The organism is Roseospira visakhapatnamensis, assembly GCF_014197915.1.
Taxonomy (GTDB): Bacteria; Pseudomonadota; Alphaproteobacteria; order Rhodospirillales; family Rhodospirillaceae; genus Rhodospira; species Rhodospira visakhapatnamensis.
In genome coordinates this window covers 1-25,062 of sequence record NZ_JACIGK010000027.1, presented here as the reverse complement: position 1 = coordinate 25,062, position 25,062 = coordinate 1, and the positions used below count along the sequence as shown (strand labels likewise).

General features: G+C 71.5%; 19 protein-coding genes. 10 read left to right on the top strand and 9 right to left on the bottom strand.

Annotation, left to right across the window (positions count from 1 at the left end; translation table 11 throughout):
- Positions 1 to 22 precede the first annotated feature (22 nt).
- Entirely contained in the window at positions 23 to 901 is an 879-nt protein-coding gene (gene sseA, locus GGD89_RS15365) for a 3-mercaptopyruvate sulfurtransferase (protein WP_184046873.1), read from the top strand.
- A 170-nt stretch (positions 902 to 1,071) separates the two neighbouring features.
- Here sseA and GGD89_RS15360 read toward each other — a convergent pair whose 3' ends face one another.
- Positions 1,072 to 1,356: a hypothetical protein gene (locus GGD89_RS15360; RefSeq protein WP_184046871.1), complete on the bottom strand. Its 285-nt coding sequence runs from the start codon at positions 1,354 to 1,356 to the stop codon at positions 1,072 to 1,074.
- A 578-nt stretch (positions 1,357 to 1,934) separates the two neighbouring features.
- Here GGD89_RS15360 and metC point away from each other — a divergent pair.
- On the top strand, positions 1,935 to 3,152 hold the full coding sequence (metC, locus tag GGD89_RS15355; protein ID WP_184046869.1) for a cystathionine beta-lyase: 1,218 nt from the start codon (positions 1,935 to 1,937) through the stop codon (positions 3,150 to 3,152).
- Between the two features lie 39 nt (positions 3,153 to 3,191).
- Here the strand turns inward: metC and GGD89_RS15350 are convergent, their stop codons facing one another.
- The gene (locus tag GGD89_RS15350; protein WP_184046867.1) at positions 3,192 to 4,145 is read right to left on the bottom strand and encodes a JmjC domain-containing protein; all 954 of its coding nucleotides are present in this window, start codon (positions 4,143 to 4,145) and stop codon (positions 3,192 to 3,194) included.
- A 209-nt stretch (positions 4,146 to 4,354) separates the two neighbouring features.
- On the opposite strand from GGD89_RS15350, the gene hisI reads away from it, so the two are divergent.
- The 4 genes from hisI (at position 4,355) to msrA (ending at position 6,928) form a co-directional block, all read left to right on the top strand.
- The gene (gene hisI, locus GGD89_RS15345) at positions 4,355 to 4,777 is read left to right on the top strand and encodes a phosphoribosyl-AMP cyclohydrolase (RefSeq protein WP_184046865.1); all 423 of its coding nucleotides are present in this window, start codon (positions 4,355 to 4,357) and stop codon (positions 4,775 to 4,777) included.
- Complete coding sequence (locus GGD89_RS15340; protein ID WP_184046863.1) at positions 4,774 to 5,910, top strand: CobW family GTP-binding protein; 1,137 nt, start codon at positions 4,774 to 4,776, stop codon at positions 5,908 to 5,910. Before hisI ends, GGD89_RS15340 begins: the two co-directional genes overlap by 4 nt.
- 91 nt (positions 5,911 to 6,001) lie before the next feature.
- Positions 6,002 to 6,382 (top strand): DUF2237 family protein, encoded by a 381-nt coding sequence (locus GGD89_RS15335; protein ID WP_184046861.1) that lies wholly within the window; start codon positions 6,002 to 6,004, stop codon positions 6,380 to 6,382.
- A gap of 54 nt (positions 6,383 to 6,436) precedes the next feature.
- Positions 6,437 to 6,928 (top strand): peptide-methionine (S)-S-oxide reductase MsrA, encoded by a 492-nt coding sequence (gene msrA / locus GGD89_RS15330; RefSeq protein ID WP_184046859.1) that lies wholly within the window; start codon positions 6,437 to 6,439, stop codon positions 6,926 to 6,928.
- A gap of 33 nt (positions 6,929 to 6,961) precedes the next feature.
- On the opposite strand, the gene GGD89_RS15325 is transcribed toward msrA, so the two are convergent.
- The 7 genes from GGD89_RS15325 to GGD89_RS15295 form a co-directional block, all read right to left on the bottom strand.
- Positions 6,962 to 7,279 (bottom strand): helix-turn-helix domain-containing protein, encoded by a 318-nt coding sequence (locus tag GGD89_RS15325; RefSeq protein ID WP_281396735.1) that lies wholly within the window; start codon positions 7,277 to 7,279, stop codon positions 6,962 to 6,964.
- Positions 7,280 to 7,852: 573 nt separating this feature from the next.
- Positions 7,853 to 9,553, bottom strand: a complete 1,701-nt coding sequence (locus tag GGD89_RS15320; protein ID WP_184046855.1) for a caspase family protein — start codon at positions 9,551 to 9,553, stop codon at positions 7,853 to 7,855.
- Positions 9,553 to 10,488 (bottom strand): OmpA family protein, encoded by a 936-nt coding sequence (locus GGD89_RS15315; protein ID WP_184046853.1) that lies wholly within the window; start codon positions 10,486 to 10,488, stop codon positions 9,553 to 9,555. The genes GGD89_RS15320 and GGD89_RS15315 overlap by 1 nt, the downstream gene beginning before the upstream one ends.
- Before the next feature lie 43 nt (positions 10,489 to 10,531).
- Positions 10,532 to 11,908 carry a serpin family protein gene (locus GGD89_RS15310; RefSeq protein ID WP_184046851.1) on the bottom strand — a complete coding sequence of 459 codons (1,377 nt, stop codon included), beginning with the start codon at positions 11,906 to 11,908 and terminating at the stop codon, positions 10,532 to 10,534.
- A 15-nt stretch (positions 11,909 to 11,923) separates the two neighbouring features.
- Positions 11,924 to 13,495: a caspase family protein gene (locus GGD89_RS15305; protein WP_184046849.1), complete on the bottom strand. Its 1,572-nt coding sequence runs from the start codon at positions 13,493 to 13,495 to the stop codon at positions 11,924 to 11,926.
- 35 nt (positions 13,496 to 13,530) lie between these two features.
- Positions 13,531 to 16,806, bottom strand: coding sequence for a caspase family protein (locus GGD89_RS15300; RefSeq protein WP_184046847.1), 3,276 nt, complete (start codon positions 16,804 to 16,806; stop codon positions 13,531 to 13,533).
- Between the two features lie 301 nt (positions 16,807 to 17,107).
- Complete coding sequence (locus tag GGD89_RS15295) at positions 17,108 to 18,049, bottom strand: hypothetical protein (RefSeq protein ID WP_184046844.1); 942 nt, start codon at positions 18,047 to 18,049, stop codon at positions 17,108 to 17,110.
- A 562-nt stretch (positions 18,050 to 18,611) separates the two neighbouring features.
- On the opposite strand from GGD89_RS15295, the gene GGD89_RS15290 reads away from it, so the two are divergent.
- From GGD89_RS15290 to GGD89_RS15275, 4 genes are all read left to right on the top strand, one after another.
- Positions 18,612 to 19,022 carry a hypothetical protein gene (locus tag GGD89_RS15290; protein ID WP_184046842.1) on the top strand — a complete coding sequence of 137 codons (411 nt, stop codon included), beginning with the start codon at positions 18,612 to 18,614 and terminating at the stop codon, positions 19,020 to 19,022.
- A gap of 80 nt (positions 19,023 to 19,102) precedes the next feature.
- Positions 19,103 to 21,259 carry a CHASE2 domain-containing protein gene (locus GGD89_RS15285; RefSeq protein WP_184046840.1) on the top strand — a complete coding sequence of 719 codons (2,157 nt, stop codon included), beginning with the start codon at positions 19,103 to 19,105 and terminating at the stop codon, positions 21,257 to 21,259.
- A 154-nt stretch (positions 21,260 to 21,413) separates the two neighbouring features.
- Positions 21,414 to 22,799, top strand: coding sequence for an anti-sigma factor antagonist (locus tag GGD89_RS15280; RefSeq protein WP_184046838.1), 1,386 nt, complete (start codon positions 21,414 to 21,416; stop codon positions 22,797 to 22,799).
- Positions 22,800 to 22,887: 88 nt separating this feature from the next.
- Positions 22,888 to 24,972 (top strand): CHASE2 domain-containing protein, encoded by a 2,085-nt coding sequence (locus GGD89_RS15275; protein WP_184046836.1) that lies wholly within the window; start codon positions 22,888 to 22,890, stop codon positions 24,970 to 24,972.
- Positions 24,973 to 25,062: the final 90 nt, after the last annotated feature.

The following is a 25,062-nucleotide window of genomic DNA, read 5'->3' as shown; positions in this document are numbered from 1 at the left end:
TCCGACCCGGAGAGTCCCGTTCATGCCCCCGTCCCCGCCTGTCTCCCAACCCGGCGTCCTGGTCACCACGGACTGGCTGGCCGATCACCTATCCGCGCCGGACGTGCGCGTGGTCGATGCCCGCCATTACATGCCCGGCGACCCCGCCGACCCGGCCGCCGACCATGCCCGCGAGCACATCCCCGGCGCGGTGTTCTTCGACATCGACGCCATCGCCGATCCCGACACCGCGCTGCCCCACATGATGCCGTCGGAGGCCGTGTTCTCGGCGCGCGCGCGCGACCTGGGGCTGGGCGACGGCTGTCACGTGGTGGTCTACGACCATGTGGGCGGCGCCTGCGCGGCGGCGCGGGTGTGGTGGATGTTCCGGGTGTTCGGCCACGCCGAGGTGTCGGTGCTGGACGGCGGCCTGCCCAAGTGGCGGGCCGAGGGCCGCCCGCTGGACGACCGGCCGGCGCATCCGTCCCCGCGCCACTTCACGCCCCGGGTTCAGGCGCCCCTGCTGGCCGATGCCGAGGCGGTGGTCCGGCATCTGCGCACGAGCTCGGCGCAGGTGCTGGACGTGCGCGCCGCCGCCCGCTTCCGGGGCGAGGCGCCGGAGCCGCGCCCGGTGGCTCGCGCCGGTCACATGCCGGGCGCGCTGAACCTGCCGTTCGGCGAGGTGCAGACCGGGCCGTACAACGAACTGGCGGGAGACGAGGAAATCCGGGACCGGCTGACCCAGGCCGGCGTGGATCCGGGGCGGCCGCTGGTCGTGTCGTGCGGGTCGGGGGTGACCGCCTGCTACATGGCCCTGGCCTTCGCCAGGATCGGGCGGCTTGATGTCGCCGTCTACGACGGATCCTGGGCCGAGTGGGGCGATCGCCCGGACCTGCCCGTGACATCGGCCCCGGACGCCTGAGGATTGCCCCTGAGGCTCAAACGCACCGAGACCGACAAGGGATCCCCTTTTTTGGGGGCCTTGTCGGTCTCGGGGGACGGAGGCGACCTGTCGGCTCTGAACCAGGGTCGGCGGGCCGTCCTCACACTCCAGCATCGGGCGAAGAACGGGATCCCGAAGACGCGGCGGCGTCAGCCGACGGCGCGCTGCTCTTCCTCGTCCAGCTCCATCTTCAGGCCGAAGTGGCCGGTGCGCACATGCGAGCCGTCCGGCAGACGCCACACGGTGGGAGCGCTGCCGCCGGACTGGGTGCTGGTGGGCGTTTCGGCCACCGCACCGAAGCCCAGCGCGATCTCGTCGGCCATGGCGGCAATGGTTTCGGGGGCCACATTGTCACGCCACCGCGCCCCATAGCGACTTTCCATCGTCAGGGTGAACAGGTTGAAGGCGTGGTAGGACGTCGGCGTATGGCTCATCGTGGGTGATCTCCGTTCAGGGACAAGACAGACTCGAGGACCTTTCCACCGGCTCTCACGGTCGAGAAAGCGTCCCAGGACAAGCTGGACCACGGGCGCCGCACGACTCCATCTATTTTGCAGCGCAACATTATCAAGAGCAGGCACCCCTGTCCAGAGAAAAGACGGCCCTCTTCCAAGAGGTCCGAGAAACGGCGATCGGGTACCAGGATACACTAGCAAAAGAGCGTGATACCAGGGGTTGCCTTGTCCTTTGGCATAAAGAAAACAATGTTCCATATGCGGTACGAGAGATCTTCGAGACCCCCCTTAGACTGAAGGCGTGCTCAATAAGGCGGTGAAAACCCCTACACCATCGTTCTTTTGGCGCATCTCCTATCCGATTGATGCAAGGCTTCGGGTGTATCCCGGAAGCCCCGCGCGACCGGACCCCCGATCGTCGTCCGGATCCGCCCGGCGTCTGCCCCGGGGCGGGCCCTCGGACCGCCCGTCGCGGCCCATTGCATCGGCGCATGCGATCCAGGATGGTGAGGGATCGTCGCGATCACGCCCGACCCGAAACCTGGAGCCCACGCCCCATGACAGACCCTACCGTCGGCCCGGAGGCCGTTTCCCATGCGCGCGACACGCGCATTGTTCATGCCGGCCATCGGCCGACGGACCATCACGGGGCCGTCAATCCGCCTGTGTACCATGTGTCCACAATCACCTTTCCGACGGTGGACGATATGGCGGCCAAACAGGCGCATAAGCTTGACGCCGTGTACTATGGCCGCATGGGTACCCCCACTACGCAATCCTTGGACCAAACCGTCGCGGAGCTGGAAGGCGGCCACTGGTGCGTGTCGGTCTGCTCGGGCATGGCGGCGGTCACCGGCGCGCTGATGGCCCTTCTCAAGGCCGGCGACCACATGCTCATGACCGATTCCGTGTACTGGCCGAGCCGGAGCCTGTGCGACACATTGCTTTGCAATATGGGAATCAAAACGACGTACTACGATCCCCAGATTGACGGGCCGGGCCTCACGGCGCTGATGCGCCCGAACACCCGCGTGGTGTTCCTGGAGAGCCCGGGGTCGCTGACCTTCGAGACCCAGGACGTGGCCGCCCTGGCCGCCGCCGCCCATGCCGGCGGCGCGCATGTGCTGCTGGACAACACCTGGGCCAGCCCGATCCTGTTCCGGCCCTTCGACCACGGCGTGGACCTGTCCATCCAGGCGGCGACCAAATACATCGTCGGCCATTCCGACGCCATGCTGGGCACCGTCACCATGCGGGACCGCGCCCTGTTCGAGCGCGTCAAGACCACGGCCGTGCAACTGGGCTATTCCGTGGGCGCCGAGGAGGCCTATCTCGGCCTTCGGGGCCTGCGGACGCTGGCGGTGCGGCTGCGCCAGCACCAGGCGAACGGACTGGCGGTCGCCCGCTGGCTGCAAGGCCGGCCGGAGGTGGCCCGCGTGCTGCACCCGGCGTTGCCCGAGGACCCCGGCCACGCCCTGTGGCGGCGCGACTTCTCGGGCGCCTGCGGCCTGTTCGGGGTGTTGCTGAGGCCGGGGCCGTCGCCGGACGCGATGGCCGCGTTCCTGGACGGCCTGGCGCTGTTCCGCATGGGCTTCAGCTGGGGGGGCTACGAAAGCCTGGTGATCGACACCACCCGGTCGATCACCCGCACCGCCGCCCCCTGGACGCACGACGGGCCGTCGCTGCGCCTGCACGTGGGCCTGGAGGATCCGGCCGACCTGATCGCCGACCTGGACGCGGGCTTCGCGCGCATGGCGGCGCGGGACGCGTCATAATCCCAGCGGCGGATGTGCCACACTCATCCGCCGCTGGTATCACTCCGCGGCGGCCATGTCGTCCGGCGTGACCGGGAAGCGATACGCGCCCCGCACGGCCCGGTTGCCGTGCTGGTACTCGGCCACCGCCTCGCGGACGGGCGCGCTGGTCATCAGGCGGGCCAGGCGTTCACCCACCTGCTCCAGGAACGCCGCCTGCTCGTCGCCGGCGGCCGGCACGTCGGCGCGGAACAGCGGGTCGGCCAGGGCCATGCGCCACACCAGGGTGACCAGATCCATCCCCAGCATGCGGCTGGTGCCGCAGGCCAGATGAACGCAGCCCTCGCGCGCCAGGGCGTCGTGGAGCTGACCGCGCGGGATGTACAGCACGTCCCCCGGCGTCATGGTCACCCGCATCAAGGGCTTGCCCTTGATGGCCTCGCGCTGCTCACGCGTCAGCTTGTAATCGGGATGATTGATGGGAAGGTCCGCCTTGCCCTCGTAGATCACCCAGTCCTTCTCGCCCTCGCAATGCAGCGCGAAGACATCGTGCGTGTCCTCATGGGGACGAAACGCCTTGTTGTTCTCCCAGGAGCAATACAGATTGATCTGGGTCTGGGCGTTGAGCGCCTCCTCCAGCACCCGCGTGACCGACCGCAGCGGCGGCGTCAGCGTCTCCAGGCGGTTCAGCACCAGGCTGGCCCCCTGGCGCAGCAGGGCCAGCACCTTCTCCGGGTCGGGATTGAGGCTGTTGGCCTGGCGCCGGTCCACGCCCGGCACGCAGTACGCCTGCGCGGGAATCTTCTCGGTGTGGGACAGCATCATCAGCGATTCGGACGACCAGATGCCGGTCATGCTGGTCAGGTCGCCGAGCACATCCCACGTCATGGTGCCCCGGAACTTGTGCGGTGGCCCGGGGATGTAGCAGGGCTTGCGGCCGAAGTAGTCGGCGAAGAAGGTCTCCGGCTTCATGGGCGCCAGCAGGTGCGCGATTGTTTCGATCGACGAGACCATGACGAGCGCCCCCTCTTCCCTTCGCGCGGGTTCAGGCCGGGTCCGTGGCCCTTGACGTCCCCGTGCATGCGTGCAGGGTAGCCGCTGCCCCGGGCCGGCTCAACGACCGTGACGCCGAGCCGGGGCGCGGACCGTGGGAACGACCGCCCCGTCGCGGTCCGCGCCCCGCGCGCCAGGCCCGCCCCGCTGCTCCGAAGGACCCCAGGATCATGACCGACGTGGACCCCGCCACCCCCGCCCTCGACGCCATCCGCTTCACCGCCGAGGGCCTGGTGCCGGCCATCGCCCAGCAGCACGACACCGGCGAGGTGCTGATGATGGCCTGGATGACGCGTGAAACGGTGGACGAGACCCTGCGGACCGGCCGGGTCTGCTACTTCTCGCGCTCGCGCGGGCGGCCCTGGCGCAAGGGCGAGACCTCCGGGCAGGTGCAGACCCTGAAGGCCCTGCGGCTCGACTGCGACGGCGACGCCTTGCTGCTGCTGGTCGATCAGGTGGGCGTGGCCTGTCATACGGGGCGGCGATCCTGCTTCTACCTGCAAGCCGAGACGCCCGACGCGGCCCTGACGGTGATCGCCGCGCCCGAGGCCGACCCGGAGACCCTGTACGGCCCCAAGGACGCCTCGTCATGACCACCCTGCCCGTCACCGTGCTGACCGGCTTCCTGGGCAGCGGCAAGACGACGCTGCTCAACCACCTGCTGGAGCATGCCGACCTGGCCGACGCCGCCGTCCTGGTCAACGAGTTCGGGGACGTGGCCATCGACCACCTGCTGGTGCGCCATGTCAGCGAGGACGTGGTGCTGCTCAACTCCGGCTGCCTGTGCTGCTCGGTGCGCGGCGACATGGTCACGGCGTTGCGCGACCTGTTCCTGAGGCGGGTACGCCAGGAGATCCCGGAGTTCCGCCGCCTGCTGATCGAGACCACGGGCCTCGCCGACCCGGCGCCCATCCTGCACACCCTGATGAGCGATCCGCTGATCGCCAACCACTACCGGCTGGACGGCGTGGTCACGGTGGTCGACGCGGTGGCCGGGGCGGATACCCTCGACCGCCAGATGGAATCGGTGAAACAGGCGGCCGTGGCCGATCGTCTGGTGCTCAGCAAGACCGACCTGGCCCCCGCCGAGGCGGTGGCCGCCCTCGAAGAGCGCTTGGCACGCCTGAACCCGGGCGCTCCGCGCCTGCGCGCCGACCACGGGCGTGTTGATCCGGCGAGGCTGCTCAACTGCGGCCTGTTCCGGGCTGGGGACAAGCACCCGGACGTGGCCGGCTGGCTGCGCGACGAGGCTCTGGCCGACCCCCAGGCCCATGAGCATGATCACCACGATAATGATCACGATCACGACCATGAGCATCACGATCACGAACACCACCACCAAGACGCCAACCGCCATGACGACCGCATCCGCGCCTTCTGCCTGACCTGGACCACCCCCTTGGACTGGGACGCGCTGCTGTCGGGGCTGGAGCTGTTGATCGCCTCGCGGGGCACCGACCTGCTGCGCATCAAGGGGATCGTCGCCGCGCGCGGGCTCGACCACCCCCTGGCCCTGCATGGCGTCCAGCACGTGTTCCATCCCCCGGCGGCGCTGCCCCGCTGGCCCTTGGACCCGGTCACCGGCGCCGAGGACCGGCGTTCGCGCCTGGTGTTCATCACCCGCGACCTGAGTCAGGGCATGGTGGAGCGGGTGTTGGCCGCGACCCTGGACGGCGGCACATCGCCGGACGGCGGGGCTGAGACCGGGGCGGGCACCGGGGATTGACATCGGTCACCGCGCCGCTACATCTCTTCTTAACATCATTCCAAAGAATCGGCCCCGCATCGGCCCTTCATCCGGCGGAGGACGTCTGTCCATGGACACCCCCCAGACGAGCCCGCGCAACGTGCTGGGCCAGGCCCTGGAACCCTGCTCCCTGCGTCCGTTGACCGGATTCTTCCGCGACGGATCGTGCAACACCTGCCGCGAGGATCACGGCTCGCACACCGTGTGCGCGGTGATGACGCTGGAGTTCCTGGAGTTCTCGCGACGCTGCGGGAACGACCTGCTGCGACCGCGCCCGGAGTTCGGCTTCCCGGGTTTGCAGCCGGGCGACCGGTGGTGCCTGTGCGCCTCGCGCTGGCTGGAGGCGTTCGAGGTCGGGCTGGCGCCGCCGGTGGTGCTGGACGCCACCCACGAGCGCGCCCTTGAGGTGCTGGATCTGGCCGAACTGCAAGCCTACGCCGCCGTCGCCTGACCCTGACCGGAGCCCGCCGATCCGCGCGCCCCGGACACGCAGAGGAGCACGCCCATGACCACCCGCTTCGCCACATTCGGCGCCGGTTGCTTCTGGGGGGTCGAGTTGGCCTTCCGCAACACCGACGGCGTGGTGGACACCACCGTCGGCTACGCCGGCGGCCACCGGCCCGAGCCCACTTACGAGATGGTCTGTACCGGCACCACGGGGCACGCCGAGGTGGTGCGCGTCGAGTACGACCCGTCCGTGGTGGACTATGACGGCCTGCTCGCGGTGTTCTGGGCATGCCATGACCCGACCCAGGTGGATCGCCAGGGGCCGGACATCGGCAGCCAGTACCGCAGCCTGATCCAGACCCACGACGCCGCGCAGGCCGAGGCGGCCGCCGCCTCCAGGCAGGCCCTGGCGGCGTCGGGCCGCGTCCGCCGCCCCATCGCCACGATCCTTGAGCCCGCCGGACCCTTCTGGCCCGCCGAGGACTACCACCAGCGCTATCTGGAAAGACGGGGCCGCGCCGCCTGCGGCGCCCACCTGCGCTCGGCATGATGGGCGCCCCGGCCATAGACGCGGAGGCTGGGCTCAGCGCCGCGCCAGGCTGGTCAGCAGCGCCGAGAAGGAGGCCCGCACGCTCGTGGGCGCGGCATAGTATGCCTCGATAAGGTCGCGTGTCTGCGGGTGCTCCATGGGCGAGGAGTCCACCTGGGGCGCCACCTCCGGGGTCTCGTCCGGGAAGAAGTCGCCCACCGACACCCCCAGAACCTCGGCCGCGACCTGCAACCGGGCCACCGGAATGATGACGGCGGCGTCTTCCAGTTTCTTCAACTGATGGCTGCTGAGCCCCATGCGCCGCGCCATGTCCTCGCGGGAAATCCCGTGTCGTTCCCGCAAGGTCCGCATTTCTCGTCCCACGTGGCGTTCCAGGGCAATGTCTCGACGACCACGCACTCGACGCGGGCTCAGTTCCTCGGTCAACGGCGCCTCCCCTAAATATGCACGTCCAGCGTGCAGTGATGTCGATGATCGCCCTCGACCTGTGTAACTCGCAAGTGCAAGACGATCAAGAAAGGGGATGTCCGACTGGGTTGCATTTCGCCGTCAAGACCGCTGTGCCCACCATCCTCACTGGCGGACACCACCCGACCGCCATCCATCACGCGAAACGCGTGACCGACGTCAACGGCTGGAACGGGGGTCGGCCCCGGAGTCCATCGGTCCCCGTCAGGGACCCTCAGGAGTGCCAGACGGACGGCCGGGGACGGGCGACAGAAGTGGCGGGGGCGCGGACGACTCCCGGGGAGCCGCCTGGCGACCCCCGCGCCGGTCACCGGACGCCGCAAAGCGCGGCCCGGGTGCCATCACACGGACGGCGGCGCGAACCGGACCTGGGGACCGACAGGACGGAGGACGGGGCGGCAGGCCAACGCGCGGACCAGGACGACGCCCATGCGTTCTCCCCATCAGCCATGGATCCTACTCCTCCGCCGTGAACACCCCATGCAGACCCATTTCGTGGCGGCGTCCGTCCACCGCCTGGCGCAGCACGGTGAGCAGCCCGACGGTATCCACGGGCCGTCCGTCCAGGGATGCCAGGGCGTCATACAACGCCAGCGGTGGCTGGTCTATCGCCAGGGCCACGAAGTGGTCGCCGCCGACGGGCCGGTACACCTCCATCGACAGGTCGAGCGCGCGACCATCGGCGTGGGCATCCAGGCGGTCGCCCAGGTCCGGCACCGGAAACACGCGATTGAGGCCGCCGAAGGGATCCAGGTTGAACAGGACGAGATAGGGCAGCGTATGGCCCGAAACGCTCAGGGTCACCGGATCGCCCACATGGTGCAGGCCGTTGTCCGGGGACAGGTCCATGATCAGCCGCTTGGACTCCGGCCAAGTCTTGAGAGTCTCGATCAGCGCCCATTTGGTCAGCACCCGCGCCGCCGCCGCGCGCCGCTCGTCCTCGGGTCCCGCCGGCAGGGTCGCCACCACATCGCCCAGACTGGACACCAGGGCGCCGGCCCCCAGGTCCCACACCAGATCGGCGTCGGAGGGATCCGGCACCAGCCGGACCGGCGCCTCGTCGATCACCTGGTGGGCGTCCGACACGCCTCCGTCGTCGAGGATGTGAAGGGCCACCGGTTCGGGCGTCGTGGGCAGCGCGGCCGGCACCGGCGCCAGGGCGAAACCGCCGCCATCGACCGGATCTCCGCCCATGCCGGGCACCGCCCCGCCGGCCACGCTGGCCAGGGAGCGGGTCACCGGCACGTCCGCGCCCACGTCCAGGCGAATGGACTGGCGCCCATCGGTGTACACGCGTACCCCCTGGCGCAGGTAGTGCTGGAACTCGGCCACCGTCACCCGGCCGTCGCCGTCGCGATCGCCCTCGCCGATCAGGGCCCGGGCGACGCTGTAGCTGAGCGCCCCGTGCTGACGGCCCTTGATGGTCACCTCGGGGACCTGCTTGTCCTCGTCGACGCCGGCCACGAACAGCACGTGCGCCAACGATCCGGCGTCGCCCGTCTCCCCCGGCCGCTCGGCGTTGGACGCATCGGTCGGCGACGGCGGCGGCGGCAGCATGTCGTCCTCGATGGGGCCGACGTTGGTGAAGCGGGTGCGGTGTGTCGCCGCGCGCGGATCGAAGGCCCGGGTCACGGTTCCCGAATGGCAGGAATCGGCGATGAACACCACGGTGCGACCCTGGGCGCGGCGCAAAAGGGCGCTGATCTCGTCATCGATGATGCGCTCGTGGTTGTCGGGCGCGGCGTCGCTGTAGCCGGTGAGCAGGAAGTTCTCGTCCTTCCGGTCCTCCTCCGAGCCGGGCACCCGCTCCGGCTCCTGGCCGCCGTGGCCGGCATAGGTGAACAGCAGCACGTCGCCCGGCTGGGACCGCGTGATCAGGTCGTCCCAGGCGCCCATCAGGCTGTCGCGGGACACCGCCTGATCCAGCAGCACGGTGACATCCGAAACGCCCACGGTCCGCAGGGACTCGGCGATGGCGCGGGCGTCGTTCACCGCGCCCTCCAGCGGCGTGATCGCGCTGTAGGCGTTGATGCCGACCACCAGCGCCCGCAGCGCCCCGTCGTCGGTGGCCGCCCACGACACGGCCGGCAGCCCCCCCAGCGACACCGCCGCCAGCGCCGCCGCGCCGGTCCACGCGCCACGCCACCCGGGGGACATCACAGGCGCACCTCCACCCGCCGCAGGGTCTGGTGGTACTGGCGGCGGGTCATCGGCGCCATCCAGTCCAGCGGCTCCCGCTCGCCCTGGCCAATGATCAGGATTTCGCCCTGGAAGCCCTCGTTAAGCAGGACGTCGGCGACGGCCCGGGCACGGTTCATGGACAGCCGGTCGTTGGCCGCCATGCCGCCCACCGGATCGGTATGGCCGACCAGGGTCACGGACCGCGCGCCCGTGGCCACCAGCACGTCGCGCAACTCCCGCAAGGCCCGCAGCCCCTTGGGCGTGACCAGGGTGGAGCCGAACTCGAACTCCACCGGCACCAGACGGGACGACGGCTGGAAGCCGCGATAGCTGGTCGCCGCCAGTCCGCCGGGCTCGCCCGAGCGGGTCACCGGCGCCCCCACGTAGTCGTCGGCGGCCAGCCGCGCCATCTCCGCCTTCTTGTAGACCTCCTCGATCACGCCGACATCCGGGGCGCGGGGGGTCAGGCCCTCGTCGTTGAGGGTGTTGAGCGCCTCCTGGTAGGCGCGCGCCGCCTCGGTGAAGTCGCCGCCTTCGAAGGCGATATCCCCCAGCCAGGTTTCCAGCCGCCAGTCGCGCCCGTACGACCGTGTCGCGCGCAACATCCCGGCATGCGTCGCCAGGGAACCGCCGGCGGTCACGTCCTGCTGCACCGTCTTGAGGGCCGTGGTGATGATGGCCTTGCCGATCCAGGCCAGCGTCTCGTCGGTGCAGGCCGGGGTGGCCTCGGCCTCGGCATGGGCGGCGCGCAGGGCCTCCAGATCGCCGGCCTGATAGGCCGCCTGGGTACGCGCGGTCACGTCGTCGCAGGCCACGGCGGCGGGCGCCGCCGTCAGCCCGGCACCCGACAACAGGGCCAGCGTCAGGATCAGCCGCGCGGGACCCGGCCAGCGGAACAGCGAACCTAGCATGATGTCGTCCTCCTGACGGGGTGGGGAGAAGTCTCGCGGTGTGTCATGGATCCCCCGGCGCGTCCTCGCCGGGCCGATGCACGGCCCCGCAGAGCAGCACCGCGCCCGAGGGTTCATGCACCAGGTCCACCAGGAACGGCCGGTCGAATGCCAGGATCAGGTCGGCCTCCTTGGGCAGGCCGCGCGTGCTGGACGCCACGGTCAGCGCGGCCGCCTCCAGGCCCGCCTCGTCGACCGACAGCCGGACCCGCTGGCTGAGGCTGTCGAAGCGGGTCAGGCCGGGCGCCAGGTCGGAGAAGTCGCCGCTGCCGTCGAACAGCAGGCCCAGCCCGGCGGCGCGCAGGGCCGGGGTCAGGTCGCCGCCGGCGGTGACGGCGAAGCGCGGCAACGTCAGGTCCACGCGACGCGGGCTTGCGGCCGGTGCGTCCCCGGACGCCGCCGCCCGGATGTCGGACAGGGCCTGCTCCAGGGTATGGCCATCGGTGGGCCGGGTCAGGCGCAGCAGCACGTCGCCCCCGGCCAGCGGCAGCGCGACGCGGTCATACCGGACCGTCCGTTCCACCATCAGGTCGGGCAGCACGCCCCGCATGAAGGTCACGGGCAGACGGTCCCCGGCCTCGGTGACAAAGGTACCGTCGTGAGACTGGGCCCGGGCGAAGGGATGGGTCCAGGGCGCGGCGAAGTGCAGCCCGTTGGCCACCACCGCCTGGCGCGCGGGATCGGCGCGGGCCAGCAGGACCGGAATGGCGCCATCGGTGCGCGCGGTCGCCCAGGCGTTCAGGGCGGCGACGGTGGCCGGGTCGGTGAAGTCCACGCTGGCCACCTGGACCCCCAGGGCGGCCTCGGCGGCCTCGGCCACGGGCGCCTGGACCGCCATCGGCTCGGCGATCCAGATGCCGTTGGCATCGGCGAAGGCCCGCTCGGCCCCCGTATCGGTTTCGGCTTCGGCTTCGGTTTCGGTGTCGCCACGGTCCGCCCCGCTGACCTGGCCGCGCAGGGTGCTCATGGAGGCCAGCACCGCGCCGGCGGCCTGGGCACGGCCGGTCCAGGCTTCGGTCAAGGCGCCCCGTGTCGTCCCCGTGGCCCCCATGTCCAGCACCGCCATGACGCTGGCCAGGCCCCAGGGCGACACGAGCACGTTGGCCCCGGCGTCCTCCGTTCCCAGGCTGGACACCAGCCGCCAGCCCAGCCGGTCCATGGCGGCGCTCACGGTTCCCGTCTCGGTCTCCGGGGCTGGCATGGTCCCGGCCGGCGATGCCTCGGCGGCCCGGGCCATCCCCATCCCGCCCGGCCCACTCCCCACCCAGGCGGCCACCGCCAGGACCAGCGCCGCCACCGGCGCCCGGGCACGCGTCAGGCGGGGACCGGCGGGCCGGACCGCGTATCCAGGCTGGGCGGAAACCGTGCTGTCCATGGTCATGCGCCTCGGGGTTCATCAGGGTTCGATGGCATAGGCCGCGGTGGTGTAGCCCCACGAGAGGTCACCGGGCGACTCCTTGCCCTTGGGGCCACTTCCGGGTCCGGCGGCGCCCGACAACAGGGCGCTCGCCAGGCGATCCACATAGGCATCCGGATCGGCGATGGTCCCAAGACGGTCGTTCTCTTCCAGCAACCCGTCCAGGGCCAGGGGCGCGCTGCTGACGATGGCCACCAGGGTGCCCCGGCCCACCGGCGGCAGCGCCTCGAAGACGAACCCGTAGGAGTCATCGGGGATGGTGATGGTCTGGCCGGCGTCGATGGTGCTGGTGCCGCCGGACGCGGTGGAGAACATGTTGGGGTAGAGCTGCACCACCTCGCCGGCGGCGTTCATGTCCAGCACCACCAGGTGTCCGTCCATGGAGGAGGTGACGTGGAAGCGCACGTGATCGCCCAGATGGGCGGTCTCGGCGGGCTCGATGGTCAGGGTCAGGTCGGCCGAGGGCGCGGACGCCAGCCGGTCGGTGGTCGCCTGCTGGCGGTCGTCGGCCTGCGCTCCGCTCCGGAAATCGCGGCCAATCAAGGCGCTGGCGGTCTCCAGCGTCGGCGTCAGGCTGGGACACTGGCGGGTGCGCCGACAGAACCCCTGAGACTCCCGGCGCAGGTGCATCAGCACCTCGGCATTGCTGAGGATGCCATTGCCGTTGCTGTCGGCGGCGCCCTCGGCCACGGCGCTGATCAGGGCGCGGGTGAAGACGCCCTGCTGGGGTGTCACGCCGGGGTCGACGTAGGCTACCTCGTGGGCGGCGGCGGCGGAGAACACGCGCGCGTGGGTCATGGACTCGATGGGCACCAGCCCCTCGCCCTCGCCCTCGCCCTCGCCCTCGCCCTCGCCCTCGCCTCCACCTACCGTCTTGCCGCCGGCGGCGCGGGTCGGGACGCCGGGCGCGACCCCGCCGCCCCCGGCCGGTTCCATGGACGCGCCGGCACGCCGCGCCGCCTCGCGCAGGCCCACGGCGTCGCGGGTGATCACGCGATCCGGATCGTCGGGCGCGCCGGAGGCCCGCGTCATGGTTCCCGAGTGGCAGGAATCGACCAGCACCAGCACGTCCCGGTCCCGAAGCCGGGTCAGGCGCGCCCGCAGCAGGTCGTCGCGCAGCAGGTTGACCGGCGCGCCGGTGGCCGGATCGAGCCCCGTGTCCCAGGGCACCAGGGCCTCGTCCTGGCCGTCGGCCTCGTCCGCGTCATCGTCGTCCACATGCGTGCCGTGGCCGGAATAGGCCAGGATCACCCGGTCGCCCGGCTGAGTGCCGGCGATCAGCCAGTCGTCGATGGCCTGGAGAATGCCGTCGTGGGTGGCCTCCTCGTTCTCCAGAAGGCGGATGCCATCGGCCGGGAACCCCAGGTGGTCGCGGGCCAGATCGGCGAGCGCGCGCGAATCGCGGGTCGAGGACTCCGGCGGCAGGTCCAGGGGATCGAAGGCGTAGTCGTCGATGCCGATGAACAGCGCCCGGTCGGCCGACCAGGCCACGGCGGGCGCGAGGCCGGCAGCCAGGGCCGTCGCCGAGGCGACCAGCGCGACGGCGGTCATCGACAGGCGGGATCGCGGAGGGGACGGAGGGCGCATCATGGATCGTCGGCCTTGCCCAAGGGGAAGCGGTTGGTATCGTCGCCCTGGAACACGGCGCGCTGCGCGTGGCCCTTCTCGGCGGCCAGGTGGCTCACCTCCTCGCGCACGAACTCGCCCAGGGTGAGCGCGCTGACGGTGCGCTCGCGGCCCACGGCGGCATAGCCGCGCAGGCCCGACAGGATGGCATGCGCGAACACGCCGTTGGACCCGTCGTAGGAGTCGAGCGCCTCTTCCTGGCTGGCGGCGGCGGCCAGGATGAAGTTGCCGGTTTCGTTGTACAGGTTGCCGGAGATGGTGCCGACCTCGAAAGCGCCCCCGTGGCAGGTGTCCAGGAACACCATCTTGCGGCCGGCGTTGATCTCGCCCAGAAGCTCCACCAGCCGGTTCTGGTCCAGGCCGGTCTCGCCCTCGACCGTGAACGCCTCCGGCGTGAGGAACTGGTACAGGCCGTCGTCGTTGGTCATGCCATGCCCGGCGAGGTACAGGATCACGCTGTCCGAGCGCTCGACCGAACCCGCCAGATCGGCCAGGGCGGCCTCCAGACGCGGGCGCGTGGCGTCCTCGTCGTACAGTTCCACCACCTCGACGCTGTCATAGAACGGACCGGCGCGGGTGCCGATCTCGGCGGCCACCGCGCGCGCGTCCGGCACCGCGAAGGCCAGGTCGTTGGCATCGTTGGCGTAGTCGTTGACCCCCACGGACACCAGCCACAGGCGCTCCGGCGGCGCGGCCGGGACGGCCGGCGCGCTGTCCTCGGGGGCATCGGGCACCATCAGGGTGACGGTCGCCTTGCCATAGACACCGGCGGCGTTGTAGGCGCGGATCTCGATGGGATTGACACCCGGCACCAGGGCCACCTCGCGTTCCAGAACGAGCGGACCCTCACCGTCCCCCGCCCCCCCGGCGGCGGACGGACGATGGGTCGCGGCCGCCGGCCCGGCCGTCGGCTGGGCGTGCCCGGTGCGCCGGAAGGCGCGGGTGGTCGCGGTGGCGCGTCCCACGTTGCGCCCGTCATGGAACACGTCGATCGCGCCGATGCCGGCCCCGGTGTCGGTGACCGAGAAGCGCAGCCCCACGCGCGCCTGCCCCGGCGCCAGGGTCAGGACACCCAGGGAGGTCTCGCCGGCGGCGGCGGCCACCGCCTCGGAGCGCTGGTCTCCGGTGCGGCGAAAGGCCCGGGTCAGGGTCGCCGGTGGCCGGCAACGCGCGGTCGCGGTCCCGGCTCCCTGGGGCTTGCCACCGGCGGCGGGCCGGGTCGCTCCGTTCGCCGACACCGCGACCGGCACGAAGCCGCGCGTGCGCTCGTCGGTGGTCGGCTCGCACAGGGCCACCAGGGCCACCTCCGGCGTGGGCGCCTGGCGCATCAACTGGCGCAGATCGCCGACCTCCGCCCGCGCGACGCGCAGCCGGTCGCGCTGGCCCGCCGGATCGGCGAGATAGGCCCACACCAGATCCGGACGGTGGAACAGGCGATAGACCTGGGCGAAGTCCACCACCAGCGGGCTCTTGGCCTTGGTGCGGTTGAGCACATGGCTCACCAGATCCTGTCCACCGCCGGGGGAGTGAGCGAAAAAGCCCTCGGGCGTCCACACCACCCAGCGCCGCGACGTGCCGTGGTAGAAGACCGCCGCGAGTTCGGCCAGATCGTCGCCCGGCGCCAGCGAGTACCAGCGCACCGTGCCATCCCCCAGGGCGGCCACCACCACGGGGGCCTCGCGGGCCGGGATCACGCCATAGGCGGCGGCCGGAATGTCCTTGCGCGCGCGCTCGGCGCCCCGGGCATCGAACAGCCGCAGGGTGAAGTCGCTGCCCAGGACATAGCCGCCCCCGGACAGGCGCGCGGCGCTGCGGGCGGCCTCGCCCGGGTCCAGGGCCACGGCGACGCGGCCGAACACGGGATCGGTGCGGTTGCGCCAGTCGGCCTCGGAGTCGGCCGGCAGACTGAGGTCGGGGCCGCGCAGGCCGGCGTCCATGGCGCCGCCCGGGGTCACGCGTCCCCGGTCCAGGTCGAGGGTCACCGGATCGACGCCGCCCTGGCGGGTGCCGATCACCAACCGCCGGCCATCGGCGGACAGCCCGAAGGTGCCGTCGGCCACATCGCGGAAGTCGGCGATGCCGGCCTGATGGAGCACCTGCAGGCGGCCGTCGCCCGACACCTGCCCCCAGGCCGGATCGGCGGTGGCGAACACCAGGCCGCCGCCCGGCCGCGCCGCCAGGGCCGAGGCCGAGTCCCGGCCGATATCGACGCTCCACGTCCAGGCGCCCGCGCCGGGATCATAGGCGACGGCGAGACTGTCTCCGTCGGCGCTGGCACGGGTTCCGGCGGCGACCACCAGCGGGCGTCCGCCGTCGGTGATCCACTGCACCAACGGGGTATCGCCGGAGGCACCGGGCGGCGGCGGGGGGCCGGCGCGGCTCTTCAGGGTGGCGCCGTCGAGAAGGTCCACCCGCGCGGCGCCCGAGAAGCCCACGGCGAGGACATCGGACTGGGGGGAGAACGACAGCCCGAAGGGCACCCCCGGGCCGTCCAGGACACGCTTGGCGATCACCGCCAGATCCCGGTCGTACAGGCGGACCACGCCGTCGTCGCTGCTCACCGCCAGCCGTCCGTCGTCGGCGAAGGCGATCTGGCGCACCGCCGCGCCGTCATAGTCGCGGTCCTGGCCCAGGTACTGTCCGCCGCTGGAGAACACGCCGATGCCCTCGCCGGACAGAAAACCGACCACGAAGATTTCGCCGTCGGGGCGATAGCGCAGGTGGGCGATGGCCGCCTGAAGGTTCTTCAGGCGCATCATCCGCCGGTCGGGCAACCCCCAGGTGTACAGGCTGAAAGCGCCGTCGTCCCAGCTGAAGCCGGTGAAGCCGCCGGCGATCATGCGCCCGCCATCGGGGGCGACGGCCAGGCTATGGAGGATGCCCTCCGGCCCCTCGCCCAACGGCACGGTCAGGCGGCCGGTCAGGTGGCCGGTCTCCAGGTCCCAGAGCCGCACGGTCTTGTCGAGCGCGGCGGTGGCCACCAGCCCGTTGGCCGCGTCCACCACGAGATCGCTGACCGGCGCCGTGTGCATGCCGGTATCCAGCACCAGGAAGGGGTCGCCCGGAAGGCCGGGAGGCAAGGGATCCTCGGCCGGCGGCGCCGAGAGGGACACCGGCGTCTGTGTCCCTGCCGGCGTTGGTGTCTCCGACTGCGTCTTGGACTTGCCTTGGGTCTGGGCCAGGGCCACCGGCGCGACGGCCAGCAGCAGGACCAACAGGGGAACCAGGCGCAGCACAGGGACCGGACCCCACGGCCGCGAGAGAAGCCACCACCGCCCCCCGCGAGGGATCACGATCCCGTCAAATCCACGCGCCGCGCGCCCTTGTTCACCGACCGCCATACCAGCCCCCCCTGGTTTGCCGTCTCCACCGCGCACCCGCCGGCCCTTGACCGTCACAGACACCACGATATCCCCATCATTGAGGACTTTTTGTGTCGATCCCGCGCGTCGCGCGCGTCCGTCCGCGCCCGCCATCCCGGCCGCGCCCCGGCCGTTGCCGGCGGGACGCGGACCCGGGACGACCGGGAGGCCAGGCTCACGACCCGGAGCAGACCCCGCAGGCGCCGACCTTGGCGGGCATCGGCGTCACGGCCAGACTGATGGCCGGCGCGCCGGGCAGCCAGCTCGTGCTGAACCCGCCATCCCCGGCCGTGCTTTGCTCCAGCGAGGCCAGTTCGGTCACCTTGCTGTCCACCGCCACGCTGCGCTTTTCCAGCGTGGTGTAGGTCTGTCCGATCTTCGCCTGCGTGGGCTTGTTCTCGGCGGTCACCTGCACGGTTGGCCGCGCGGCGGTGGCGGCGGCCGGCGGCGCGCTGCTGACCGAGGTGCGCGGCGGGGGCCGGCTGCCGGGCACCGCACCCACCTGCACGGCGGCGACGCGGAACTCGGTGCGGCGCTCGGCGACGTTGCCGTTGATTTCGCGCGCCACCCGCAGGTCCTCGCGCAGCTTCTTGTTCAGCGTCGCCATCTGGGTCCGGCCGGTGGCCGCGTCGATGGTGCCGGCGCGCACGTTGGCGCGGATGGTCTGGGCCTCGCCGCGACGGCAGGCGATCAGGGCATCCAGCGCCCGCTGGGTCCGCGCCAGGCGCTCGGCATCGGATTCCATGTCCAGCAGGATGGTGCTGAGCAGGCGCGACTGGTTGCCGGACTCCTTCAGCACATGGTTGAAGTAGGCCGCGCCGGCGCCGGCCACGGCCCCGCTGATCGCGCCGATGGCCGCCCCCTCGCCGATGTCGCCACCGGTGATGGCGGCCCCCAGCACACCGGCCAGCGCGCCCACGGCGGCACCGCCGACCACACCCTTGATCAGGTCCTCGGCGAAGTAGTCCTGCTGTTCCAGAAGCCGGTCGCGCTGCACCTTACAGACATCGGCCGAGTAGTCGTAACCGTACTTGTTTGACCCCGTGGTCTGACAGGCTGACAGCAAGCCCGCCCCGACAACAGCGATGGCCGTGTACCGCAACAGCTTGGATCGCATGGTTTCCCCACCCCTTCCAGAACGTGACAAGACCCGTGGCGATGGCCGACGACCCGGGCGCCGGTTCCGGCGACCGTTTGGTCCATTCGACGATGACGTCGCGCCTCTCCCCCAGTTTCTCAGGACATCTCACCCCGGTCCCCTCGCCATCGTCGGCCGGAGGTCCCGGTGATCGCCCGGACCGTCCGGACCAGGAGGCCACACGGCCTCCAAGCCTTTGATCACCCAGGGTGCGACACCACCGCCTTCTGGTATGACGGGGGCGCTTGTCTGTCCAGCATCCTCCGCAACCCTCTGAAATCGGGGTCCTCCGTCCCGGCGACGCGGACTCGCCCCGAGTCGGGCGAAGGGCGACTCGGTGGGTCGGATATCCCCCGACTCGACGGTGTGGCGGCCGATCGGGCGTTGGCACCGACCGTCATTGACCAGGACCGCCGGTGTCCGAAGCCGGCCCACGTGACAGCGGACATGACCGCGACAACGCGGTAGGATCAGCGTCACGCCCCACGATGATCCGGGCCTGGACGCGGGCGGCCGGATCGATCACGCACGGAGTCGCATGATGACGCACCGCACCCCGCCCGGGATCGCCGCGTTGGCCTTGGCCGCGAGCGTGGCCCTGGCCGCCTCTCCGGCCCTGGCCCAAGACCCGGGCCAGGCCCCGGGCCAGGACCAGCCGGGGGCGGCCATGGTGCTGGACACCATCGGCACGACCGAACCGATGGTGGAAGCCTACACCACCCTGCCGGAAGGCACGGAGATCGCCCTCAGCGATGAAGCGGAGATCGAGTTCATCGACCTGAAGACCTGCGACCTGGTGCGCGTGGCCGGCGGCATGCTGGTGCTGGGCGAGGTGATCACCCACAAGGGCGGAACCGTGCTGAAACGCGAGGCCTCGGAATGCCCGGACTCGTTCGACCTGGAAAGCGAGAGCGTGCCGGGTGGTGTCGTCCTGCGGGCCATGCCGTTCTGATGCGATCGGGTCTGATGCGATCGGGCGGCACGCCCCGCCCGCGGCGATCCGGCGCCGCCACCGCAGGATGAGTCCAGGCCATGACGGTCAGGCCCTACAAACTGGCGACGGTCCTGGTCGGCGCGGTTCTGTCGGCCCTGGCGAGCCTCGCCATGGGCACCCATTCGCGTCTCGATGGTCTGCTTCTGGATGCCGTGGTGACGGGGCGGGCCGCCCTCCTGCCCGACGAAGAGGCTCGCGCGCGAGACAGATCACCCGTCGCGGTGGTCGCCCTCGACCCGCGCAGCCTGGCGGCCCCGGACCTGGCCAGCAGTCCCCGCGCCATGATGCAACCGCAGTTCGGCGCCCTGACCGAGGCCGTGTTCGCCGCCGGGGCGCGCGCGCTGGCCTTCGACTTCGTCTTCGCCTTTCGCGGCGGGGCGTTCCTGGACGGCTGGGACCGCAGCTTCCAGACCGCGCTGGCCGCCAACGGGACCCGGGTGGTGCTCGGGCGTGACCGCGCCGTGGCGCCGGACGTCGCCTATTGGGGTCCCCTGGCCGCTCGCCCGGCCGGACGCTTGGGGATTCAGGAGCTGATCCCCGACGGCGACGGCATCATCCGCCGCGTCAACATGGTCTACTGGCTCCAGCCACCGCCCCCCGGGGACTCCCGGCCGCTGCTGCGCCTGGCTCCCCGGGACGACGCCAAGCCGCTGTTCACCCTGGCTGGCGCGGCGCTGGCGCGGGCGGGCGAAACCAGCCTGCCGCGCCAGGTGTTGCTGGCCCCGGATCGTCATCTCGAAGCCCTGCCCACCTACGCGCTGGTGGACGTGCTGCGCTGCGCCAAGGCGGACCCGGCGACGCTGGCGGCCGCCTTCGCCGATACCGTGGTGTTCTTCGGCAGCACCATTCCCAGCGAGGACCGCAAGTGGACCAGCGCCCGGTTCCTGGCGCCGCCGGAGGCCCCCGCGCCCGCGCTCCAGCCGGCCGGGACGCCCGGCGACCCGGATGCGGGCTGCGCGCTTACGCCGCGCCCGGCGTCGGATGCCAAGGTGCTGTCGGTCCCCGGGGTGCACGTGCATGCCGCCGCCGCCCACGCCGTGCTCACCGGCCGGACCCCCGGCGAGATCCCCGCCTGGAGCCGGCATGTCGTCGCCGGGGTCAGCGGCGCCGCCGGGGTCGTGGCGGTGCTCCATGCGCCACTGTGGCTGGCCCTGGGACTGGTCGCCGCCGGGCTGGCGATCCTGGGCGCCGCCGCCCTGGTCGGCCTCGTCGGCGGCACGTGGCTGCCGCTGGGCCTGCCCATGGGCGCGCTGGCGATGGCCGCGCTGGGCGCCTACGCGGTGCGCTACCTGCTGGAGGAACGCCAGCACAAGCGCATGCGCGAGGCGTTCGGACGCTACGTGGCGCCGCAACTGGTCCAGAAGATCGCCGAGGACGAAAGCTCTCTGGACCGGGGCGGCGAGGTCCGCGACCTGTCCGTGTGGATCGCCGACATCGCCAACTACTCCAGTCTGTCGGAGTTCGCCGACCCCAAGGAGGTGGGCCGGCTGCTCAACCGGGTGCTGGGCGCGGTGGCCGAGAGGGTGGAGGCACAGGGCGGCTACGTGGCGCAGTATTCGGGCGACGCCGTGGTGGCCACCTTCGGCACCTTCGGCGATCAGCCCGACCACGCCGACCGCGCCGTCCGCGGCGCCCTGGAGGCCCGCGAGACGGTCATGGCCCTATCGCGGGAGATGACCCGCGCCACCGGCGCCCCATCCCTCGACCTGCGCGTCGGCGTCTCCAGCGACGCCATGCTGGTGGGCAACATCGGCGCCGAGCGCCGGCTCAGCTTCACGGTCATCGGCGACGGCATCAACACGGCCGCGCGCCTGGAAAGCGCCAACAAGCAACTCGGCAGCCGCATCCTGGTCAGCCACAAGACCCGCGAGCAGTGCTCCGAGACGCTGCGGTTCCGCCTGGTGGACAAGATCCGCGTCAAGGGCCGGCAGCAGGCCGTCACCCTTTACGAACCCCTGGGAGAGACGACCGGCGGCCCCGCCGCCGACGACGAAGAGGCGCAGGCCCCCCACCGGCGCTACGAACGCGCGCTGAGCCGCTACTGGGCGCGGGATTTCGCGGAAGCGCGCGCCCTGCTGGCCGATCTGGCGGCGCAAGACCCGGTGGCGCGCGCCCTTTTGCCGCGAGTCGAGGCGGCGATCCGGACTCCGCCGGGAGAGGACTGGGATGGCGTGTATGATCTTCCGGTGAAGTGAGGAGGCCCGACCAAGAACGAACCCCGCCGGCACGGCACCGGCGGGCACCCGGCACCGGCCCCAAGGCACAAGAGGGCGGCCGGAGAACAGGTCGACGAGGGAAGAGAAGGCAAGGTTTTCCTGGCGTGTGGATACGAAAAGGGAGACAAGGCCCATGAACATCACCGTCACGCGTCGGGGCACCATCACGGTGGTGACCCCCGAGGGGCGCGTCGACCAGGACAGCGCCCCCATGCTGGACGCGGCGCTGGCGGAGGCGGAGGCCGACGGCGGCCACATCCTGGTGGACCTGCACGCCGTTCCCTATGCCAGCAGCATGGGCCTGCGGGCCATCGTGGCCTGCTTCAAGACGCTCCACGCCGACGGCCGGCGCATCGCCCTGTGCGGCCTGGCCGATCTGGTCGCCGAGGTGTTCGAGATCGCCGGCATCAACCGGGTGCTGCGGGTGTTTCCCGACCGCGCCGAGGCCATGCCCTACCTGATCGGCGAGGACGCCTCCGACACGGCCCGTCCGGCGCCAGGTGACCCCGGCGACGCCCCGGACGGCGACGCCCCGGCCGATCGGACCGAACCGGCGCTGCGCGTGGTCTTCTGGGGCACGCGCGGCTCCCTGCCCACGGCCCTGAACGCCCAGGGCGTGCGCGGCAAGGTGCGCGCCGCGGTGGCGGCGGCGGTGCGCGCCGGCCTGACGCCGGCCGACGACCTGGACGCGTTCCTGGACACCCGGCTGCCCTTCGGCCTGCGGGGCACCTACGGGGGTGAGTCGTCCTGCGTCCAGGTGGACACCGGCCATGCCGAGTCCCTGCTGTTCGACCTGGGTAGCGGGGCGCGCCGCTTCGGCCTCGACTGCCTGGCCCGGCACGGCGCCCGCACCCCCCGGACCTACAACATCTTCCTCTCCCACCTGCATTGGGACCACATCCTCGCCTTCCCCTTCTTCGCGCCGGCCTTCATTCCCGGCAACCGCATCCGCATTCACGGCTGCCACGAGACCATGGAGATGGCGCTCCGCCGGCAACAGGAGCAGCCGTCGTTTCCCGTGGACTTCTCGGTGTTCAAGGCGGACATCGCCTTCATCACCCTGACCCCGGACGAGCCCGTGCCGGTGGCCGGCGCCACGGTGACACCGTTCCGGCAACTCCACGACGGCGAGTCCTTCGGCTATCGCGTGGATCGAGACGGCCGGTCGGTCGTCTACTCCACCGACAGCGAGCACAAGATGGCCGACAAGGCCGAGGTGGACGGCTTCGTGCGCCGCCTGGCCGGCGCCCACACCGTCGTGTTCGACGCCATGTACTCGCTGGCCGACACGTTCTCGCTGAAGGAGGACTGGGGCCATTCCTCGAACGTCATCGGCGTGGATCTGTGCCGCATGGCGGGCGTCTCGCGCCTGGTTCTGTTCCACCACGAGCCGATGCACGACGACGCGACGCTGGACCGGATCCTGGACCAGACCCGGCGCTACGAGGAAATCAATCGCGGCGGTGGCCGCCCGCTGCAGGTGGTGACGGCCCATGACGGACTCGTCCTCGATATCTGACCGGGCCGCCGCCCCACGGTCGGCCGATCCGGGCCCCGCCCCGGCCTCGACCCCGGATCCGGATCCGCCCCCCCGGCGCCGGCCATTCTTGCGGCGCGGGGGACGGCTGCCCGCCGCGCTCCTCGGTCTGGTGCTGGCCGCCGTCCTGGCCCTGGAGCCGGGCGTGCTGACAATCCCGCGCAACGTCGTGTTCGATTTCTATCAGGCACTGTCGCCGCGGCCCCGTGTCGATGACCCGGTGGTGGTGGTGGCGGTGGACGACAAGAGCCTCGACGCCCTGGGGCAATGGCCCTGGCCCCGGTCGCTGACCGCGCGGGTGATGGACCGCGTCGCCCAGGCCGACCCGACCGTGATCGGCGTCGACGTGCTGTTCGCCGAGCCGGACCGCATGTCGCCCAAGGCCCTGGCCGAAACCCTCACCGACCTGCCCGCGCGGCTGCGGGACGGTCTGCGCGGCGCGCCCGACACCGACCACCTGCTGGCCCTGGCCCTGACGAAGGCCCCGACCGTGCTGGGCTTCGCCGCCATCTCCGAAAGCTGGGCCAATCCCGACGCCATCCCCCCCCTGACCCCCGTGCTGCGCCGGGGGCCGGACAGCCATCGGCGCCTGGCGGTCCAGGCCAACAGCGCCATCGCCAGCCATGCGGTGATCGCCACCAGCGCCGCCGCCCACGGCGTCATCAACCCGCTGCTGGGCGCCGACGGCGTGGTCCGGCGCCTGCCGTTCCTGGCCAACCTGAACGGCGAGATCGCCCTGGGCCTGGCGCCCGAGATGATCCGCATCGTCATCGGACACCCCGTCGCCACCGTGACCAGCACCGAGGGCGGCGTGCGCTCCCTGCACCTGGGTCCGATGACGGTGCCCCTGGACCGCGACGGCGGGTTCCGGGTGCCCTTCGGTCCCGTGACGCCCGAACGCTACCTGTCGGCGGTGGACATCCTCGACGGCAGCGTCGATCCCTCGGTGTTCACCGGGCGCCTGGTGCTGGTGGGGGTGGTGGCCAGCGGCCTCGGCGACCTGGCCAGCACGCCGCTTGATTCGGAAGTCCCGGGTGTCGAGGTGCACATGCAGGCGCTGGAGGCGCTGGTCCAGGGCCTCGCCCTGCGGCGCCCGGCCTGGGTGCCCTGGATCGAGGCGCTCCTGTGCCTCGGCGGCGCGCTGGTGCTGTGCGCGGTGGGGCCGCACGTCCGGCACACCTGGCCGCTGTTCGTGCTGGTCGCCGGGACCACCATGGTCGGCGCCCAGCAGGCGCACGCCCAGGCCGCCCTGTTGATCGACGGCACCCTGCCGGCCGTCGGCCAGGGGCTGGTGCTGGCCGTGCTGATGGCGAACGGGCTGGCGGAGAGCCGGCGCGAGCAGCTGCGCCTGGCCGCCGACCTGCGCACCCAAAGCGAGGCCCGCGCCCGCCTTGAAGGCGAGATGAACGCGGCGCGCGACATCCAGCGGGCCTTGCTGCCCGATCCCCGCCGGGTGCTGGCGAGGGAGCCGCGCGTCGCCGTCGCAGCCGCCCTGGAGCCGGCACGCACCGTCGGCGGGGATCTCTACGACCTGTTCCCCATCGACGCCGATCGCCTGGTCTTCGTGGTCGGCGACGTCTCCGGCAAGGGCATCCAGGCCAGCCTGTTCATGGCCATCTGCAAGGCCCTGTCCAAAAGCGCGGCCCACGGCGCCAAGGGCTCGCCGGCTGCGGCCGTCGGCCAGGCCAACCGCGACCTGGACCGCGAAAACCCCCAGATGCTGTTCTGCACCGCGCTGATGGGCGTGCTGGACCTGCGCGACGGCACGGTCACGCTGTGCAATGCCGGCCATGGCCCGCCGCTGCTGGTGGATGCCGATGGCGGCCAGGCCACCGTCGTGACCACCGCCGGGGGACCCGCGCTGTGTTTCCTGGACGACATCGACTACCAGGAAACCCGGATCACCCTGCGACCGCGCCAGACCCTGGTGCTGACCACGGACGGCATCACCGAGGCCATGAGCCCGACCGGCGCGGTGTACGGGTCGGACCGCCTGACCGATGTCGCGACGCACGCCCTCGGCGCGGACCGGACGGTGGACGAGGCGCTGTCCATGCTGCTGGCGGACGTGCATGCCTGGGTCGGCGACGCCCCGCGCGCCGACGACCTGACGGCGATGCTGGTGCGGTGGACCGGCCCGGCCCCCACGTCCTAGAGTAATCCGAGATCAAGTTGGGCCATAGCCGGAATGCCGCATATAGCTGCTGCACTCTGTTGGCATAACTTTGTCGAGCGCTTCTTTCAG

Bases quoted from the DNA above. Each gene is read 5' to 3' on its own strand.
- metC (WP_184046869.1), top strand. From the start codon at position 1,935: ATGACAGACCCTACCGTCGGCCCGGAGGCCGTTTCCCATGCGCGCGAC.
- GGD89_RS15335 (WP_184046861.1), top strand. From the start codon at position 6,002: ATGGACACCCCCCAGACGAGCCCGCGCAACGTGCTGGGCCAGGCCCTG.
- GGD89_RS15310 (WP_184046851.1), bottom strand. From the start codon at position 11,908: ATGACCATGGACAGCACGGTTTCCGCCCAGCCTGGATACGCGGTCCGG.
- GGD89_RS15315 (WP_184046853.1), bottom strand. From the start codon at position 10,488: ATGCTAGGTTCGCTGTTCCGCTGGCCGGGTCCCGCGCGGCTGATCCTG.
- GGD89_RS15350 (WP_184046867.1), bottom strand. From the start codon at position 4,145: ATGGTCTCGTCGATCGAAACAATCGCGCACCTGCTGGCGCCCATGAAG.
- GGD89_RS15320 (WP_184046855.1), bottom strand. From the start codon at position 9,553: ATGTCCCCCGGGTGGCGTGGCGCGTGGACCGGCGCGGCGGCGCTGGCG.
- GGD89_RS15305 (WP_184046849.1), bottom strand. From the start codon at position 13,495: ATGACCGCCGTCGCGCTGGTCGCCTCGGCGACGGCCCTGGCTGCCGGC.
- GGD89_RS15290 (WP_184046842.1), top strand. From the start codon at position 18,612: ATGACGCACCGCACCCCGCCCGGGATCGCCGCGTTGGCCTTGGCCGCG.
- hisI (WP_184046865.1), top strand. From the start codon at position 4,355: ATGACCGACGTGGACCCCGCCACCCCCGCCCTCGACGCCATCCGCTTC.
- GGD89_RS15325 (WP_281396735.1), bottom strand. From the start codon at position 7,279: ATGCGGACCTTGCGGGAACGACACGGGATTTCCCGCGAGGACATGGCG.
- GGD89_RS15340 (WP_184046863.1), top strand. From the start codon at position 4,774: ATGACCACCCTGCCCGTCACCGTGCTGACCGGCTTCCTGGGCAGCGGC.
- sseA (WP_184046873.1), top strand. From the start codon at position 23: ATGCCCCCGTCCCCGCCTGTCTCCCAACCCGGCGTCCTGGTCACCACG.
- GGD89_RS15280 (WP_184046838.1), top strand. From the start codon at position 21,414: ATGAACATCACCGTCACGCGTCGGGGCACCATCACGGTGGTGACCCCC.
- msrA (WP_184046859.1), top strand. From the start codon at position 6,437: ATGACCACCCGCTTCGCCACATTCGGCGCCGGTTGCTTCTGGGGGGTC.
- GGD89_RS15285 (WP_184046840.1), top strand. From the start codon at position 19,103: ATGACGGTCAGGCCCTACAAACTGGCGACGGTCCTGGTCGGCGCGGTT.
- GGD89_RS15360 (WP_184046871.1), bottom strand. From the start codon at position 1,356: ATGAGCCATACGCCGACGTCCTACCACGCCTTCAACCTGTTCACCCTG.
- GGD89_RS15295 (WP_184046844.1), bottom strand. From the start codon at position 18,049: ATGCGATCCAAGCTGTTGCGGTACACGGCCATCGCTGTTGTCGGGGCG.